Annotated in this window: 15 protein-coding genes; 7 read left to right on the top strand and 8 right to left on the bottom strand. The window is 37.9% G+C overall.

Annotated features, from left to right (window positions below):
* The first annotated feature begins 46 nt into the window (after positions 1–46).
* From FBT53_RS05790 to FBT53_RS05770, 5 genes are read left to right on the top strand one after another with little or no spacing between them, the layout of a single operon-like run.
* Positions 47–1237, top strand: a complete 1191-nt coding sequence (locus tag FBT53_RS05790; protein WP_136950229.1) for a regulatory iron-sulfur-containing complex subunit RicT — start codon at positions 47–49, stop codon at positions 1235–1237.
* Positions 1227–1709 (top strand): gliding motility lipoprotein GldH, encoded by a 483-nt coding sequence (locus tag FBT53_RS05785; protein WP_136950228.1) that lies wholly within the window; start codon positions 1227–1229, stop codon positions 1707–1709. Before FBT53_RS05790 ends, FBT53_RS05785 begins: the two co-directional genes overlap by 11 nt.
* Before the next feature lie 2 nt (positions 1710–1711).
* A complete protein-coding gene (locus FBT53_RS05780; protein ID WP_136950227.1) occupies positions 1712–4039 on the top strand; it encodes a penicillin-binding protein 1A in 2328 nt (775 codons plus the stop codon).
* Positions 4040–4053: 14 nt separating this feature from the next.
* Positions 4054–4764 carry a CoA transferase subunit A gene (locus tag FBT53_RS05775; protein ID WP_136950226.1) on the top strand — a complete coding sequence of 237 codons (711 nt, stop codon included), beginning with the start codon at positions 4054–4056 and terminating at the stop codon, positions 4762–4764.
* The gene (locus tag FBT53_RS05770) at positions 4754–5407 is read left to right on the top strand and encodes a 3-oxoacid CoA-transferase subunit B (RefSeq protein ID WP_136950225.1); all 654 of its coding nucleotides are present in this window, start codon (positions 4754–4756) and stop codon (positions 5405–5407) included. The genes FBT53_RS05775 and FBT53_RS05770 overlap by 11 nt, the downstream gene beginning before the upstream one ends.
* On the opposite strand, the gene FBT53_RS05765 is transcribed toward FBT53_RS05770, so the two are convergent.
* The 4 genes from FBT53_RS05765 to FBT53_RS05750 form a co-directional block, all read right to left on the bottom strand.
* On the bottom strand, positions 5404–7143 hold the full coding sequence (locus FBT53_RS05765) for an ATP-binding protein (RefSeq protein ID WP_136950224.1): 1740 nt from the start codon (positions 7141–7143) through the stop codon (positions 5404–5406). The two genes, FBT53_RS05770 and FBT53_RS05765, sit on opposite strands and share 4 nt — an antisense overlap.
* 589 nt (positions 7144–7732) lie before the next feature.
* Positions 7733–8479: a succinate dehydrogenase/fumarate reductase iron-sulfur subunit gene (locus tag FBT53_RS05760; protein WP_136950223.1), complete on the bottom strand. Its 747-nt coding sequence runs from the start codon at positions 8477–8479 to the stop codon at positions 7733–7735.
* Positions 8480–8486: 7 nt separating this feature from the next.
* Positions 8487–10490, bottom strand: coding sequence for a fumarate reductase/succinate dehydrogenase flavoprotein subunit (locus tag FBT53_RS05755; protein ID WP_136950222.1), 2004 nt, complete (start codon positions 10488–10490; stop codon positions 8487–8489).
* 4 nt (positions 10491–10494) lie between these two features.
* A complete protein-coding gene (locus FBT53_RS05750) occupies positions 10495–11163 on the bottom strand; it encodes a succinate dehydrogenase cytochrome b subunit (RefSeq protein ID WP_136950221.1) in 669 nt (222 codons plus the stop codon).
* Between the two features lie 253 nt (positions 11164–11416).
* Between FBT53_RS05750 and FBT53_RS05745 the strand changes: the two genes are divergently transcribed.
* The gene (locus FBT53_RS05745) at positions 11417–12304 is read left to right on the top strand and encodes a RimK family alpha-L-glutamate ligase (protein ID WP_136950220.1); all 888 of its coding nucleotides are present in this window, start codon (positions 11417–11419) and stop codon (positions 12302–12304) included.
* Complete coding sequence (locus FBT53_RS05740; RefSeq protein ID WP_136950219.1) at positions 12285–13244, top strand: succinylglutamate desuccinylase/aspartoacylase family protein; 960 nt, start codon at positions 12285–12287, stop codon at positions 13242–13244. The genes FBT53_RS05745 and FBT53_RS05740 overlap by 20 nt, the downstream gene beginning before the upstream one ends.
* Here the strand turns inward: FBT53_RS05740 and FBT53_RS05735 are convergent.
* The 4 genes from FBT53_RS05735 to FBT53_RS05720 all read right to left on the bottom strand — a co-directional run bounded on the left by FBT53_RS05735 (position 13238) and on the right by FBT53_RS05720 (position 17370).
* Complete coding sequence (locus FBT53_RS05735; RefSeq protein WP_136950218.1) at positions 13238–13681, bottom strand: hypothetical protein; 444 nt, start codon at positions 13679–13681, stop codon at positions 13238–13240. The genes FBT53_RS05740 and FBT53_RS05735 overlap by 7 nt on opposite strands.
* 114 nt (positions 13682–13795) lie before the next feature.
* Positions 13796–14134, bottom strand: a complete 339-nt coding sequence (locus FBT53_RS05730) for a cupin domain-containing protein (RefSeq protein ID WP_136950217.1) — start codon at positions 14132–14134, stop codon at positions 13796–13798.
* Positions 14134–14520: a DUF2721 domain-containing protein gene (locus tag FBT53_RS05725; RefSeq protein WP_136950216.1), complete on the bottom strand. Its 387-nt coding sequence runs from the start codon at positions 14518–14520 to the stop codon at positions 14134–14136. The genes FBT53_RS05730 and FBT53_RS05725 overlap by 1 nt, the downstream gene beginning before the upstream one ends.
* Positions 14521–17370, bottom strand: a complete 2850-nt coding sequence (locus FBT53_RS05720; RefSeq protein ID WP_136950215.1) for a glycosyl hydrolase — start codon at positions 17368–17370, stop codon at positions 14521–14523. It abuts the gene before it with no gap.
* Between the last annotated feature and the right edge of the window lie 136 nt (positions 17371–17506).

Genomic DNA, 17506 nt, shown 5'->3' with positions numbered 1-17506 from the left:
AACCCTAGTCTAGGAATTTAAAATTCCTTGATTCAAGATATATACTATGGCATGTAGTAGTTGCGCTACCGGTAAGGATGGGCAACCCAAAGGCTGTAAGAACAATGGTACTTGCGGAACGGATGGTTGTAATAAACTTACGGTGTTTGATTGGCTTTCCAATATGTCTCTTCCTAACGGACAAAAGCCATTTGATTGTGTAGAAGTAAGATTTAAAAACAGCAGAAAAGAATTCTTTAGGAATGCAGAGGGTATCCCCTTAGCCATTGGTGATGTGGTGGCAACCCAAGCCAAATCTGGTCATGATATTGGTATGGTAACCTTAACGGGCGAGTTGGTTAAAGTTCAGATGAAAAAAAAGAACGTAGACCACACAGATAATGCGCTGCCAAAAATCTATAGAAAAGCTACCGAAAAAGATATTGAAATTTGGACCAATTGTAGGGACAGAGAAGAAGGTATTAAAAAACGTTCGCGAGAAATTGCTATTAGCTTAAACTTACAAATGAAGTTAAGTGACGTAGAATTTCAGGGCGATGGTTCTAAAGCCACCTTTTACTATACGGCAGAAGAACGTGTAGATTTTAGACAGCTAATTAAAGACATGGCCAAAGCCTTTGGTATTCGTATAGAAATGCGACAAATAGGCTACAGGCAAGAAGCCCAGCGCTTAGGAGGCGTAGGTTCTTGTGGTAGAGAATTATGTTGTTCTACTTGGTTAACAGATTTTAGGTCGGTAAGTACTGCTTCTGCCAGATACCAACAGTTAGCCCTGAATCCACAAAAACTAGCAGGGCAATGTGGAAAATTAAAATGCTGTTTAAACTACGAGTTAGATATGTACTTGGAAGCACTGCAAGATTTCCCGGCACAAGACAGTAAATTAATGACAGAGAAAGGAATCGCCTTTTGCCAAAAAGTAGATATTTTTAAAGAAACACTGTGGTTTGCTTATAAGGGAGATGCCTCTAACTGGCATGCTTTAAAGAAAGAGCAGGTCATAGAAATATTGGAACTAAATAAAAAAGACGAGAAGATAGAAAGTCTTGAGGCTTATGCTCAGGTAGATGAACAGCGTGCAGAAAAATTGGTTTTTGAAAACGTTGTAGGGCAAGATAGTCTAACCAGATTTGATAAACCAAAGCGGCATAAAAACAAAAAAAGGAGAAATACCAATAATAAAACTAAAGGGAAGAGAAGAAGAAATAACAAACCTGCAGCAAAGAATGAAAAATAGCCTGTTACTTATTGGTTTAGCTTTGCTTTTATTGGCATGTAATACTAACATTGCTCATACAGAGTATATTGCTTTAAATAATGGTGTTTGGAAAAGTAAAGACACCCTTACTTTCTCTTTTAAAGAGCTAGATACAACGGCTACATACCAGCTTTTTCTCAATATAAGAAACGATGACACCTACGAGTTCAGTAATTTATTTTTAATTACAGAACTGCAACAGCCAAATGACCAAGTTTTGGTAGATACCCTAGAATATAAAATGGCACAACCTACAGGAGAATGGTTAGGCAGAGGTACTGGTAGCGTTAAAGAAAGTAAACTTTGGCTAAAAGAGAACATCAATTTTTCTAGTTCTGGCGTATATACTTTAAAGGTGCAACATGCCATGCGTAAAAATGGAAGCGTAAATGGCGTGGAAGACCTCACGGGAATCACAGATGTTGGATTACAAATAGAAACGATTAAATAGGCATGGCAACTGCAAAAAACACCCCTAAAAAGAGCTATTTTAAATTTATAAAATGGTTTTGGATACTTTTTTTAATTGGTATTTTACTGGCCATTACGCCTTTTTTGTTGGCATCTTGGGGTGCCTTAGGTCCAATGCCAGAGTACCAACATTTAGAGAACCCAGAAACAAATTTGGCTACGGAAATCATTTCTTCTGATGGCGAAACACTAGGTAAATTTTATTTAGAAGATAATCGTACGCCTGTACCTTATGACCAATTGCCAAAGAATTTGGTAAATGCGCTGGTAGCTACAGAAGATGCGCGTTTTTTTGATCATGCTGGTATAGATGCAAGGGGTACGTTTAGAGCAGTTGCTTACTTAGGTAGCAAAGGTGGAGCTAGTACTATAAGTCAGCAATTGGCCAGACAATTGTTTGTTGGAGTACGTTCAAGAAATAAGTTCGAAGCAATCACACAAAAATTAAAAGAATGGGTGCTAGCTACTAGATTAGAACGTAACTATACCAAAGAGGAAATCATTGCGATGTATTTAAACATCTATGATTTTCATTACAATGCGGATGGTATACGTTCTGCCTCTAGAATCTATTTTGGTAAAGAACCTAAAGATTTAAAAACTGAAGAATCTGCCATGTTGGTTGGGATGCTAAAAAACTCCTCCTATTACAATCCTATTAGGAGAGAAGAATTAGTTTTTAATCGTAGAAATACGGTGTTGGCTCAAATGGCTAAATACGGATACCTCTCAGAAAAAGAAAAGGACTCTCTTCAGAAAACAAAGATGGATTTAAATTTTAATCCAGAATCACATAGAGAGGGCCTGGCTACTTATTTTAGAATGTATATGCAAAAATGGCTTAATAAATGGGTGAAAGAAAACCCAAAGCCAGATGGTGAAAAGTATAACATTTATTTAGACGGTCTAAAGGTGTATACTACAATCGATTCTAGAATGCAACAAAATGCAGAGAATGCTGTAGAAGCACATATGAAAAAGTTGCAAACTGAGTTTTTTGTGCAAAATACGCCAGAACGTAATCCTACAACACCATTTTTAGATTTAGCGGATTATGAGATAGATAATATAATGGAGCGTGCCATGAAATCTTCTAGTAGATGGCGAACGCTTAAAAGTCAAGGCAAATCCGAAAACGAAATCCGAGCCTCGTTTAAGAAAAAAACAGAAATGACGGTTTTTGACTGGAATTCAGATTCGTACGAGAAAGATACTATAATGACTCCGCTAGATTCCATTCGGTATTATAAAACATTTTTGCGTACAGCAATGATGTCTATGGAGCCTCAGACAGGTCATGTAAAAGCCTGGGTTGGTGGTGTAGATTACAAGCACTTTCAATATGATAACGTTATACAAGGAGCCAGACAAGCGGGCTCTACCTTTAAACCCTTAGTTTACGCTGCAGCTATTGATCAGTTGCGTTTATCTCCTTGTGACCAGTTGCCAGATAGTCAATATTGTATAGAGCCTTTAAAACATGGTAATCCAGATGCATGGTGCCCTAAAAATTCTGATGGTAAATATTCAGGGAAAAAGCTAACTTTAAAGGAGGCTTTGGCTAACTCGGTAAACACCATTACAGCGCAATTGATAGACCAAGTAGGTCCTGGTTCTGTGGCTCGTATCGGTAAAAATATGGGTATTACTAGAGAAATTGCAGAAGTCCCTGCCATAGCTTTAGGAGTATCAGAAATGAGCGTTTATGAAATGGTTGGTGCCTATGGTACTTTTGCGAACCAAGGAGTTTATGTAAAACCTGTTATGGTAACGCGTGTAGAAGATAGAAACGGAACAGTACTATATGAGTATGTGCCAGAAACTAAAGACGTATTAAGCAAAGATGTTGCCTATGCCATGGTTAATTTAATGGAGGGGGTTACACAATTTGGTTCTGGTGCTAGACTAAGACATTCCTACAATAAGAATGCTACACTTTATAAAGAAATTATAACGGGCTATCCTTACAACCTATCTAACCCAATTGCTGGTAAAACCGGAACTACACAAAACCAAAGTGATGGTTGGTTTATGGGTATGGTGCCCAATTTGGTTACTGGAGTATGGGTAGGGGGAGAAGAAAGAGCAACACATTTTAAATCCATTACTTATGGTCAAGGCGCGTCTATGGCATTACCTATATGGGGTATGTATATGAAGGCGAATTATGAAAATGAAGAACTAGGAGTGTCTAAGGATCCTTTTGATAAGCCAGAAGACTTGTCTATAGAAGTAGATTGTGCTAAATATCAAAAGGAGGTAGAAGAAGATACAGATGTAGAGGACGATATTGAGGATTTAGATTTTTAGGAATTAACTAAACTATGATAAATAAAACTGTATCCTCTGTGGAAGAAGCCCTTGAGGGTGTAAAGGATGGAATGACCTTTATGCTTGGGGGATTTGGCCTTTGTGGAATACCGGAAAACGCTATTACACAGTTGGTCCGTCTTGGAATTAAAGACATAACCTGTATTTCTAATAATGCTGGTGTAGACGATTTTGGTTTGGGGTTGCTTTTACAGCAAAAACAGATTAAGAAAATGATTTCTTCTTATGTGGGAGAAAACGATGAGTTTGAGCGCCAAATGCTAAGTGGAGAATTAGAGGTGGAACTTACCCCTCAGGGTACTTTAGCCGAAAAATGTAGGGCAGCACAAGCAGGTTTTCCAGCATTTTATACACCTGCAGGATACGGAACGGAGGTAGCAGAAGGTAAAGAAACACGAGAATTTAATGGTAAGATGTATGTTCTAGAAGAAGCTTTTAAAGCAGATTATGCGTTTGTAAAAGCTTGGAAAGGAGATACGGCAGGTAATCTTATTTTTAAAGGTACTGCTCGTAATTTTAATCCATGTATGTGCGGGGCTGCACAAATTACGGTTGCAGAGGTAGAAGAATTAGTCCCTGCAGGGAACTTAGATCCTAACCAAATACATGTGCCAGGAATTTTTATTCAGCGAATTTTTCAGGGTGCTGACTACGAAAAGAGAATAGAACAACGAACCGTAAGACCCATAGAAAATGCTAGATAAAAACGGAATTGCGAGACGAATTGCCCAAGAGGTAAAAGACGGTTATTATGTAAATCTAGGTATTGGTATACCTACTTTGGTAGCCAATTTGGTTAGAGAGGATATTGAGGTGGAATTCCAAAGTGAAAATGGCGTATTAGGTATGGGACCATTCCCTTTTGATGGAGAGGAAGATGCAGACATCATCAATGCGGGTAAACAAACGATTACAACATTGCCAGGTGCTTCTTTTTTTGATTCAGCAACAAGTTTTGGGATGATTAGGGGTAAGCATGTTCATTTAACTATTTTAGGAGCTATGGAAGTAGCAGAAAATGGTGATATCGCTAATTGGAAGATTCCAGGTAAAATGGTTAAAGGCATGGGGGGTGCTATGGATTTGGTGGCGTCTGCTGAAAATATTATTGTTGCGATGATGCACACTAACAAGGCAGGACAATCTAAACTTTTAAAACGCTGTACCTTGCCATTAACGGGCGTAGGTTGCGTAAAAAAAATTGTAACCAATTTAGCGGTACTAGAAGTAGTGCCACAAGGCTTTAAATTATTAGAGCGAGCGCCTAATGTTTCTGTAGAAGAAATACAGGCGGCAACAGAAGGCCATCTTATTATCCAAGGTGATATTCCAGAAATGTTAAACTAGTTTTTCTTCCACATTGAAGGATGTACTAACCCATCTACCTTCGCTTTTTTTATGTTTTGCAAAAATGTGCGTAAGGTATTTGGGTTAAAGGGTTTGCTAATGTGCCCGTCCATACCTAAAATGGCTATTTCTTTCTTCACATTCACTTCTGCAGAGGCAGATAGTGCAATAATTGGAATATTTAGATTTTTACGGCGGATAATCTTTGTTGCTTCATAACCATTCATTATGGGCATTTGTAAATCCATAAATATTGCATCGTACTGGTTTTCTTCGCACTTCTGTACAGCAATCAATCCATTTTCCGCAATGTCTACAGCTACATTCCATTTGGCTAAAAACTTTTTAATAACTACAATGTTTACCTTGTGGTCTTCTGCAACTAATATTGATAATCCGTCCAAATTGGTATCATCAAGGTTTAGTTGGGATGTATGTGTCGGAATGTAATCTTGCGTATTGGTCTTGAATTCTAATTGAAAACTGAATACGGAACCAACATCAATTTCACTCTTTAAGGCTATTGTACTGCCCATTAATTCTAACAATTTTCTGGAAATAGTCAAACCTAATCCTGTGCCGCCGTACTCCCTAGTGGTGCTAGAATTTGCTTGTGAAAAAGCATCAAATATAGTTTCCTGCTTTTCCGTAGAAATACCTATACCAGTATCAATAACTTCAAAGGCAATGATTATGCTTTCTTCTTTTGTTTCTTCTAGCCTAATATTTAGTGCTACTTCACCTTCTCTTGTAAATTTTATCGCATTACTGATTAGGTTGGTTAGTATTTGGAATAATCGAGTAGAGTCGCCAATAAGATATTCTGGTATTTGTTTATCCTGATTCACGGTAAACCGTATGCCTTTATCTTCTGCCTGGTTGCCATAAGTTGTACGTAAACTCTCTATATGACTCCATAGATTAAAACGTTCGGTTTCTATTTCTATGTGGCCACTTTCAATTTTTGCAAAGTCTAAAATGTCATTAACTAAGGACAACAAATGTTCAGAAGAGTGTTTTAGAACATTTAGGTTTTCTAATTGTTCTTCTGATGGATTTTCTAAAAGCAATAGATGGGTAATGCCAATCACCGCATTAAGCGGTGTTCTGATTTCATGACTGATGGTAGATAAGAATTCATCTTTGGCTCTATTGGCTTGTATTTCCTTATTTTTAGAGCGTTTTAAGGCACGTTCAACCTGTTTCTGCGCAGTAACATCCCAAATAGTACCAATACATCCAGTGGGTCGCCCATTTGGGTCATAATTCTTTTTTAAAGAAATGTCTAACCATCGTCTATTATTATTGATGGTAAGGACTTCTATAGTTTTGGTATACCGGTCAAAGTCTGTAGTTAACAGTTGCTTTAACTTTATGCGGTCATTAGATTTTAAATAGGTGAGGTATTGAAAAAAGGGTTTTCCTAAACAATCCTCTGTTTTAAAACCAGTAAGGCCTTCCCAGGCTTGACTTAAATAGAGCCAGTTGCCCTCTAAATCGGTTTCAAATATGACTTCTTTTAAATTATCTACAATCGCTTGGATGTTTTGTTCTAGGTGCTTCTTGGGGTCTAACCCCATGGCAACAGCGCTTAACTCCTGTATTTGTCGGTTTTCTTGGGTGTAATAGGTATTGCTTATAATGCTTAAAAACTCTTCTGGTATATCTGTCTGCGGTTGCATTGCGGCATACGCAGCGAGCTGAGAACGCAACAGAGGGTGTAGCTGGTTTTTCATCGATAGTAGGGACCAATGATACTGGTTATATTTAGTTTGTTAATTTGGTTTGCTAATAATAAACAGAAAAAACGTTAAAAAATTGTATAGTTATAATTAGAACGGTGTTAAATATGATTTATACTGAGTTTTATGCACTTTTTTTCTTTGTGTATCTTAAAGATTGCTTATAAATATTGATTTTATTAGAGTTCACAACAAATAAGAAATGCCTTACAACATATAATTTGTGGAAAAGTAGTTCGTTAATAAATTTGAAAAGTGTGAAAAAAATCCCAAATTAACCTTGAAAAACCCTTAATAATGATTTCTAAGTTTAACCACGAATCTGTGTCTATGGAAGAAGATATACAGATTTACCGCACCGATTTTTTAAGCGGATTCATGAGGTTGGTTAAAAAACTATTTATGTTATAAGAACCAAACTAAACTTCCCTTGAAAAGCTTTAACCCGAATGTACTAAACCTTCGGGTTTTTTATTGCTTTTTCTCGTTAAACGGGGAACGCTTAGCTATTTTTTCGTTTAAGTGCATAAAAAAGCCTGAATCACAATTGCAATTCAGGCCTATTTTTAAATGATTTGTAGAATTATCCTTTTACGCTAGCAGCTAAATATTCTCTATTCATTCTAGCTATATTCTCTAAAGAAATACCTTTAGGACATTCTATCTCACAAGCTCCGGTATTGGTACAGTTACCAAAACCTTCTAAATCCATTTGTCTTACCATGTTCATTACGCGGTCTGTAGCTTCTACACGGCCTTGCGGTAGTTGTGCAAATTGAGATACTTTTGCAGAAGTAAACAACATAGCACTTGCATTTTTGCAAGCGGCTACACAGGCACCACAACCAATACAAGTAGCAGAATCCATTGCAGAATCTGCAGCCTGCTTTTCTATTGGTATTGCGTTGGCATCTACCGTATTACCAGAGGTGTTTACAGAGATATACCCGCCTGCTTGCTGTATACGGTCAAAAGAACTTCTATCTACAATTAAATCTTTAATAACCGGAAAAGCTTTAGCTCTAAATGGCTCAATAACTATGGTATCCCCATCATTAAATTTACGCATATGTAGTTGGCAAGTAGTTACCAACCTATCTGGACCATGAGGTTCTCCATTAATTTGTAAGGAACACGTACCGCAAATACCTTCTCTACAATCGTGATCAAATTCTACAGGCTCTTCACCTTTGTTGATAAGATCTTCATTTAAGATATCAAGCATTTCCAAAAAGGACATATCGCCTTCTACCCCGTCCAAGGTGTAGTCTACCATCTGTCCTTTGGTACTGGCATCTTTTTGACGCCATATTTTTAGAAATAATTTCATAGCAATTTTATTTATAAGATCTTGTCTTTAATTCTATATTCTCGTACACCAAATCTTCTTTATGTAGTTGGGCATCTTTAGGCTCGCCTTTGTATTCCCAAGCTGCTACATATTTAAAGTTTTCATCATCTCTTAATGCTTCTCCTTCTTCGGTTTGGTACTCTTCTCTAAAGTGACCGCCACAAGATTCGTTTCTTTCTAAAGCATCTTTTGCAAACAACTCACCCAATTCCAAGAAATCGGCTACTCTACCTGCCTTTTCTAGTTCGGCGTTTTTAGCATTGATTTCCCCAGGAATTCTTACGTTTTCCCAGAAGTCTTTTCTCAAGGCAGAAATTTCTTCAATGGCTTCTTTAAGACCCTGTTCGTTACGAGCCATACCGCATTTGTTCCACATGATTTTACCCAATTTCTTGTGGTAGTAATCAACGGAATTTTGACCAGAACCCGCTTTAAGTTTCTCTAAACGTTCACGAACGGCTTTTTCTGTTGCTTCAAATTCTGGTAAATCTGTTGGGATTGCTCCAGTTCTAATATCATCAGATAAGTAATCTCCAATGGTATAAGGCAATACAAAATAACCATCAGCTAAACCTTGCATTAAGGCGGAAGCACCAAGTCTGTTAGCACCGTGATCGCTAAAGTTAGCTTCACCCGCGGCATAACAACCCGGAATGGTGGTTTGCAAATTGTAGTCTACCCAAAGACCGCCCATGGTGTAATGTACCGCTGGGTAAATCATCATCGGAGTTTTGTACGGATTCTCATCAACGATTTTCTCGTACATCTGAAATAGGTTACCATATTTGGCTTCCACAACTTCTTCTCCTAATTTGGTAATAGTTGCTGCATCTGGATTTTTAATACCAGAAGTCAACGCTTTTTCTTTACCGTAACGTTGAATAGCAGCAGCAAAATCTAAATATACTGCTTCTCCTGTTTTATTCACTCCAAAACCAGCATCGCAACGCTCTTTAGCAGCTCTTGAAGCTACATCTCTAGGTACAAGGTTGCCAAATGCAGGATACCTTCTCTCCAAGTAATAGTCTCTATCTTCTTCTGCTAACTGTGTTGGTTTTAATTTGCCCTCACGTATGGCAATTGCATCTTCTTTTTTCTTTGGCACCCAAATTCTACCATCGTTTCGTAAAGACTCTGACATCAGAGTTAATTTAGACTGATGTTCTCCAGATACCGGAATACAGGTTGGGTGAATTTGCGTAAAACAAGGATTGGCAAAGAAAGCTCCTCTGCGGTGTGCTCTCCAAGCTGCCATTACATTACTACCCATTGCATTGGTAGATAAAAAGAATACATTGCCGTAACCACCAGTAGCTAAAACTACTGCGTGTGCAGAATGACGTTCTATTTCTCCTGTTACTAAGTTTCTTGCAATAATACCTCTAGCTTTACCATCTACCAAGACCAAGTCCATCATTTCATGACGGGTGTAAGACTTTATCTTACCACGATTAATCTGGCGGTTCATGGCAGCATAAGCACCTAACAATAATTGTTGTCCTGTTTGTCCTTTAGCGTAGAAAGTTCTAGATACCAATACACCACCAAAAGAACGGTTGTCTAACAAACCACCGTACTCACGTGCAAAAGGCACCCCTTGCGCTACACATTGGTCAATAATGTTGGCAGATTCTTCTGCCAAACGGTAAACATTTGCCTCCCTAGAACGGTAATCACCACCTTTAATGGTGTCATAAAACAAGCGATAAGGGCTATCCCCATCACCTTGGTAATTTTTTGCTGCATTAATACCACCTTGTGCGGCAATAGAGTGCGCCCTTCTTGGTGAATCTTGGTAGCAAAAAGTTTTTACGTTATAACCAAGTTCTGCTAAAGTAGCTGCAGCAGAACCTCCGGCAAGACCTGTACCTACAACAATAACATCAATGTTACGTTTGTTGGCTGGGTTAACCAGATTAATATCATTTTTATGTTTTGTCCATTTGTCGGCCAACGGCCCAGATGGAATTTTGGAATCCAATACTCCCATATGATTAATGTGTTATTGGGTTAAGATGGTGGTAAATAGCAATAAAGGCAAAGCCCAATGGAATTACCACCGCAAATATTTTAGCAATTTTTTGAATAACCGGGCTGTACTTGTTGTTTACTCCCATAGACTGGAAAGAGGAAGCAAACCCGTGCCATAGGTGAAGACTTAGTAGTACAAAAGAAATTACATAAAGTACCGTTCTCCAAATTGGCGCAAACTTTTCAACTGTTTCCGCATGGTACCTTGTAGGGTCTTCCACTTTAACTTCTACATATTTGTAGGCCATCTCATGTACCCAAAAGTCGTAAAAATGCAAGCCTAAGAAAGCCAATACCACTAAGCCCGTGTAAATCATATTTCTAGACATCCAAGATGCATTGGCACTTCCGTTGTATTTAACGTAAGAAACCCCGCGGGCACTTTTATTTTGTGCTTCTAAGATAAAGCCCATCACAAAGTGAATAACAACCCCAGCAATCAAGATGGGTTGCAATACAAATTGCACTAATGGGTTGTACCCCATAAAATGAGACCACGCATTAAAAGTTTCTGGCGCTATAACAGAAGTAAAATTGATGACAAAGTGTTGGGTAAGAAAAACCACAAGAAAAAGTCCAGAAAGGGCCATCACTAGCTTTCTGGCAATTGAAGATTTTATCAATCCACTCATTAGTTATAAGTTTTACTAGCAAATTTACGGCAGGATCAAGTTTTTAACAAGTTTTAAACAGCGCAAAACACCTTATTTAGAAACGTTATAAGCTAAGCACGAAAACGTTTGATAAAATCTCTTAAAACCTAGATTCTAAAACGTTTTTGCTTCAACAAACTGGACCGTCAAAAGACTAAAATCACAAAAAAACAAAGACGATTTAAATTTTTAAACGATATTCATACTCTAAAACAGACCCTAAGCCGTTTACATGGACATTGCCATACTTTCTGTAAGCCTACATGTGCATTCTACCAGACGCTTGGTAGAAGAAGCGCAAAAAGCTGGGCATTATGTAGAACTTATTGATCACACCAAATGCTCCGTAAAACTTGGAGAAGGTAATCCTAAAATTTTTTTTGGTTCTGAAGATGTTACTCATGAGTTTGATGCAATAATTCCAAGAATAGGGACTAAAGTAACCAAACATGGCGCAGCAATTGTTAAGCAGTTTGAAATAAATGGAGTTTTTAGTACTGCTAGGTCTGCCGCAATTAGTAGAGCTAGAAATAAAGTGGCTACACTGCAAATTCTAGCTAAAAATGGGTTGCCGATTCCAGAAACGCTTTTTAGTATTAATCCTAATAATATAGAAGACCAATTACGCCTTTTAGGTGGCCCCCCAGTAATTATAAAACTGCAAGAAGGTACACAAGGGTTAGGTGTGATTTTGGCAGAGACTAAAAAATCTGCTAAAAGCATTATTGATACCTTTTACAAAATGGATACTAGTATCCTTATTCAGAAGTTTATAGAGGAAGCAAACGGGGAAGATATACGTATTATCGTTATTGGTAAAAAAGTAGTTGCTAGTATGAAGCGGACTTCTGATATGGATGAATTTAGGTCTAACATTCATAGAGGAGGTTTAGGCGAAGCGGTAAAATTAACCCCACGAGAAAAGTTTATTGCATTACAAGCTACACAGTTATTGGGCTTAGGGGTTGCGGGTGTAGATTTAATTCGTTCTGCCAATGGTCCCTTGATATTAGAAGTAAATGCGTCTCCTGGTCTAAAAGGAGTAGAGGCTGCCACGGGTATTAATGTGGCCAAGCGAATTATTCAATATATGGAACGACATGTGGGAAGAAAGAGCTGATAGAACGTTGCAAATTGGGGCAGAATTGGTGCCTCCTGGGAAAAATAAACTTGTAAAAATAGATATTGCCAAACTCCCGACAGGCACTTTAATAGATATACCCGTCCACGTTTTTAATAGCAAAAATCCTGGTCCAGTGGTTTTGCTGCAAGCTGGTTTACATGGGGATGAAATTAACGGAGTAGAAACACTGCGCCGAATGTTGGCAGACAAAACGCTAAACATTTGTAGGGGTACGGTCATTGTAGTTCCTATTTTAAACGTCTTTGGATTTATTCATTTTTCTAGAGATGTGCCAGATGGTAAAGATGTAAACCGAAGTTTTCCAGGGTCTAAAAACGGTTCTTTGGCTAGCAGAATTGCATACAATTATGCCAATGAGCTCTTGCCACAAATTGATATTGCTATTGATTTGCACACTGGTGGAGGGCAACGCCATAATCATCCGCAAGTACGTTACACTTTAGGGGATGATAATGGTAAAGAACTTGCGGAAGTTTTTAATGCGCCCTTTTACTTTTCTTCTAAGTTGATAAAAGGTTCCTTTAGGAACGATGCTTATAAAAAAGGGAAAACAGTTATTGTTTATGAAGCTGGTGAAAGTATGCGTTTTGATGGTGACTCCATTGCTATTGCCTGCCAAGGGATAACAAATGTGTTACATCATCTGAAAATGTTAGAAGGTGTGAAAGATGCTAAAACCAGCGTTAGTCAACATTTGATAATGACTAGATGGGTGCGTGCACCAAGGGCAGGCATGTTTATTCCAAAGGTGAAAAATGGAATGGCTATAAAAAAAGGTGAAATAATGGGGATAATTTCTGATACGTATGCCAAGCGAAGCAAAAATATTATTGCGCCAAATTCTGGCTTTGTATTTTGTATCAATAATCAAGCTGTGGTGAATCAGGGAGACGCTATTTTTCACATTGGTCAATAGCTATTTTCGCCAAAAATTAAATCGACATCTGTTACCAACAAATTTTGTGCCCAATCAATGGCGTCTTGTATGTGACTAAATTTGCGCATGCTAGATCTAAAGAACATTCGCTCTAATACTAAGCTGGCAAAGCTTTTACTGTTATTACCTACAATACCGTAGTATTTTAAGTTGTGCCTATGTTGGTAAAATTTAATCCAATCAGATGCTACCACATTGTATTTGTTTACTCTGTTAGAGATGTATATGATGGGTAAATCGTGACCAAAAATTTCATGAGCGGCCTTAATAGCCTTTTCTGCATGTTCCCAAGCAAAAGTGGCACCTTCTGCTATTTCTGAAATAACAAGACCGTTAAAAAAATAAAACTTTCCGAATTCGTACTCGCGAATTTCACGTATGTTATTGAAAAAAGCAATATCTGTTACCCGTTCCATAGGCTTGGGGAATTTAAAATTTGGGTAAACAAAATACTCAAAAAAGTACAGAAATTTCTTAAAAATTAGACAAAAACCACAGTTTAACTGGGCAAAATGCACAATCGTCCATATTTATCCTACGTCTACCCCAAAATATAGCCAAGTTACATCAGCATCAAAAGGATTTTTTTGGCTGTGATACTCTCCAGCTTCTATGGTAATACAATGTCCTTGTTTTAAAATATATTTCTTGCCTTCAACGGTAAATTCTGCCATGCCTTTTTGTATATAAAATACTTCAGTCATGGTATCGTGTTTATGCGTTTCTACGGATTGCCCTGGAGTAAAAGTGGCAGTGCTAAACATCATCAAATGGGGAATATCGCCTTTATTCAAGAACACTTTTTTCTTTATATCTGGGTCGTGACTTACTTCTTGTAGTGGTAAATCTTCTTGTAAAACTAACTTCATTACTCCATGCTATTTAATTGTACTCCCAGCGCTTTTGTAGATAATTGTACCTCTATAAAGGACAATACCAGAGAAACCATTAAGAATATTAAACTAAAACCAAAAACTATATTCGCCCAGAGCTCGAGCTCTACGTAAACTAAAAACATGGTTACAGCAGCCAACAAAAAACTGGCAATAGCTGTGGCTTGCATCCATTTTATTATTTCTAAACGTTTACGTAGTAATTCTATTTGTTTTTTTAGGGGTTGTGCTTGGGTTTCTAAAAATTGTACGTGCAATTGCCTAATTAAAGCCGCAATGGCCAAATACCTTGCATTATAAGCCAGCATGGTTAAAGAAATGGCAGGAAACAAAAGTGCAGGTATGCTTAAGCTTAATTGCATTTATTCTATTTTAAATTCTTTGGTTTGCTTGCTTCCATTGCCAGAAACCTCTAAAACATAGGCGCCTTTTGGTAGGTACGTTTTACCATTGTTAGCTTCTGTTAAGGTGGTTTTGTTTTTTTGTAAATATGCTTTTTTTCCTTCTTTGTCAAAAGCTACATCAAAATGCAATACATTAAATCCTTTAATAGCCTCTAGGTTTGCTTGGCTTATGGTAATGCCATCTTTGGTACTCACCTTGGCTTGGAATGTATCTGCGGTATTGGTATAAAAATTAACATCAAGACCAGGAGTGTTTGGAGTTCCCCAAGAAGACCAGCTATTTCCCCATCTCCCAGAATGTTTTATGTTTTCTAATTTAAATACATGTAGCTTTTCACGGTCAAGGTCAAAGTCTACTTCTTGTAAAAAGCCTATGTCTGCTTTATAAATACTTCTACCATGGGTGCCCACTAACAAATGTTGGTCTCTTTTTTGTATAACTAAATCGTGTACTGCTACATTAGGCATTCCATTTTGCATGCTATGCCAAGAGTTGCCTCGGTCCAAACTAGCATATAATCCATTATCTGTACCTATAAACAATAGGTTTTCATTACTAGGGTCTTCTACTAATGCATTAATTGGGGATGCTGGCAGGTCTTCTACAATATTTTTCCAGCTAACCCCATAATCTTCGCTTACATAGGCATAAGGCACAAAATTATCCCAACGATACCCGTTAAGTGTAGCGTAGACTCTAGATTTTTTGTGTTTAGAAGCTGCAACTTCGGTCACCCATAATTTTTTTGGTAATGGGTTGGCAACATTGGTCCAACTATGTCCACCATCCTTAGAAACATGGATTAGACCATCGTCTGTACCTACATACAATAGCCCAAAGGTAAAAGGAGATTCAGAAATTGTTGTGATGGTACCATAAGCAACATTTCCTTTTTTGCCGCCATGAGTTACATCTTCAGAAATACTTTGCCAAGTAGTACCTTGGTCCATAGAACGGTGTAACTTATTGCTTCCTAGATAAAGAATATCTTGGTTGTGAGGGGATAGTAATATTGGTGTTTGCCAATTAAAACGATAAGGACTCTCTCCTAGTTCATGCTTAGGTTGTATGGGATTGCGCTTGCCCGTTGCTAAATCTATCCTATAGTAGTTCCCAAATTGAAATCCGGTAAAAACAATATCTGAATTTCTGCTATCTATTTGCACTTGCATACCATCACCCCCCATTAGCATTTCCCAAGGATTTTTACCACTACTTTGCCAACCATTATTAATTTTAGTGGTATGTGGAGCTTTCCAAACTCCGTTATCTTGTAGGCCGCCATATACATTGTATGGTTCCTCATTATCTACATTAATAGCATAAAATTGCCCTACACTAGGCTGGTTGTTTTTCATCCACACATCACCATCTGTATAAGTAATGTTTACACCACCATCATTACCATTAATTAAATGGCCTGGTTTTTTTGGATTAATCCACAGGGCGTGGTGGTCAGAATGTACATTTTCTTTGCTAATACTTTCAAAAGTTTTTCCACCATCTGTAGACCTTATTAATGGTACACCAGCTAAATAAATGCGTTCGCTATCACTAGGGTCAACTGCAATTTGAGCAAAATAATAACCATAGCTATAAAAGAGGTCATCAATGTAATCTTCATGTGTTTTTGACCATGTGGCGCCGGCGTCGGTACTTTTATAAACTTCTGCACCTTTCACAGGAGTATCAAACAAGAGTGAATTGACGTCTTCTAAGTATTTGGCTAAATCCACTGGCTCTACCAAGCCATCACGTACCAGTGCCTTTACATTCTCTGCACGATATTTTTCTTGAAAACCATTGGTCTTTAAGAACGTATTTAAACGCTTGTTGTCCAGACCTAGTAAAGTGCGTTTGTTCATGGTTTTAAAATCGTCTTTGGTTAATTTGTCCCCATCAACAACCTTTTTAAGCGCTTTAGCCCTCCTTTCTTGATTGTCTAATATCGCATAAACAATAGAATCGTTAAAAACGGCCAATCCAATACGGCCCACACCCTCACTTGCAGGGAAGCCACTGCCTTCTAGTGTTATTTTATTCCATGTGCTACCAGCATCCAAACTTTTGTAAATGGCAGACCCTGAGCCGTTACCTATAAAATTCCAAGCTTTTCTGTCTTTTTGCCAAGTGGCGGCGTATTGAGTCTTAAAATTTTTAGGGTCTACAGCCACGTCTATTACGCCACTTTCTGCATTTACGTAAAGCGTTTTAGTCCAAGTTTTACCCCCATCTATTGTTTTGTAAATACCTCTTTCTTCGTTTGCAGAATACAAATGTCCTGTAGCACCAACTATAACAGTATCTGGATTGTCTGGGTCAATGACTATTCGGCCAATGTGGTGGCTGTCTTTTAAACCCATATTTTCCCAAGTGGCACCATTGTCCGTAGATTTTAATACTCCTATTCCAGCGTAACTAGATCTAGAAGCATTATTTTCTCCTGTGCCTACCCAAATAGTGTGGCTGGCCCAGTGTACCGCAATATCACCAATATTCTGGGTAGGTGCATTATCCATAATTGGGGTGAAAGAAATGCCATTGTCTTTAGTGTGCCAAAGACCTCCAGAAGCATAGGCTACATAAAATTCCGTAGGGTCAGCTTCATTAACCGCTAAGTCCACCACACGACCACTCATAATTGCTGGTCCAATGTTGGTCAAGGATATATTTTTTAACAGCGAAACTTCTTCTAGTTTGGCTTTTGCCTCTAATGCATCTTTAACATAGTTTTCTGTAGTAGCTCTGGGCTGTGCATAACAAAAATGTAAGCCAATAATTAGGACAAAAAGGAATAAACGTTTCATTTTTTTGAGGTTGGGATTAGTCGAGCAGAAAGGTAATAATAACTATGTAGTCTACCAATAGTAGTATTTATTGCTTTTAATAGCGATGCCCTTTTAATTAAGATTTTACAATGGTGACTGCATTCGTTACTTTTGA

The organism is Flavobacterium sp. ASW18X (assembly GCF_005144745.1).
Classification (GTDB): Bacteria; Bacteroidota; Bacteroidia; order Flavobacteriales; family Flavobacteriaceae; genus Croceivirga.
The sequence above is the reverse complement of the archived record's forward strand: the minus strand, read 5'-3'. Positions and strand labels throughout refer to the sequence as shown.

Bases quoted from the DNA above. Each gene is read 5' to 3' on its own strand.
- FBT53_RS05790 (WP_136950229.1), top strand. From the start codon at position 47: ATGGCATGTAGTAGTTGCGCTACCGGTAAGGATGGGCAACCCAAAGGC.
- FBT53_RS05785 (WP_136950228.1), top strand. From the start codon at position 1,227: ATGAAAAATAGCCTGTTACTTATTGGTTTAGCTTTGCTTTTATTGGCA.
- FBT53_RS05780 (WP_136950227.1), top strand. From the start codon at position 1,712: ATGGCAACTGCAAAAAACACCCCTAAAAAGAGCTATTTTAAATTTATA.
- FBT53_RS05775 (WP_136950226.1), top strand. From the start codon at position 4,054: ATGATAAATAAAACTGTATCCTCTGTGGAAGAAGCCCTTGAGGGTGTA.
- FBT53_RS05770 (WP_136950225.1), top strand. From the start codon at position 4,754: ATGCTAGATAAAAACGGAATTGCGAGACGAATTGCCCAAGAGGTAAAA.
- FBT53_RS05765 (WP_136950224.1), bottom strand. From the start codon at position 7,143: ATGAAAAACCAGCTACACCCTCTGTTGCGTTCTCAGCTCGCTGCGTAT.
- FBT53_RS05760 (WP_136950223.1), bottom strand. From the start codon at position 8,479: ATGAAATTATTTCTAAAAATATGGCGTCAAAAAGATGCCAGTACCAAA.
- FBT53_RS05755 (WP_136950222.1), bottom strand. From the start codon at position 10,490: ATGGGAGTATTGGATTCCAAAATTCCATCTGGGCCGTTGGCCGACAAA.
- FBT53_RS05750 (WP_136950221.1), bottom strand. From the start codon at position 11,163: ATGAGTGGATTGATAAAATCTTCAATTGCCAGAAAGCTAGTGATGGCC.
- FBT53_RS05745 (WP_136950220.1), top strand. From the start codon at position 11,417: ATGGACATTGCCATACTTTCTGTAAGCCTACATGTGCATTCTACCAGA.
- FBT53_RS05740 (WP_136950219.1), top strand. From the start codon at position 12,285: ATGTGGGAAGAAAGAGCTGATAGAACGTTGCAAATTGGGGCAGAATTG.
- FBT53_RS05735 (WP_136950218.1), bottom strand. From the start codon at position 13,681: ATGGAACGGGTAACAGATATTGCTTTTTTCAATAACATACGTGAAATT.
- FBT53_RS05730 (WP_136950217.1), bottom strand. From the start codon at position 14,134: ATGAAGTTAGTTTTACAAGAAGATTTACCACTACAAGAAGTAAGTCAC.
- FBT53_RS05725 (WP_136950216.1), bottom strand. From the start codon at position 14,520: ATGCAATTAAGCTTAAGCATACCTGCACTTTTGTTTCCTGCCATTTCT.
- FBT53_RS05720 (WP_136950215.1), bottom strand. From the start codon at position 17,370: ATGAAACGTTTATTCCTTTTTGTCCTAATTATTGGCTTACATTTTTGT.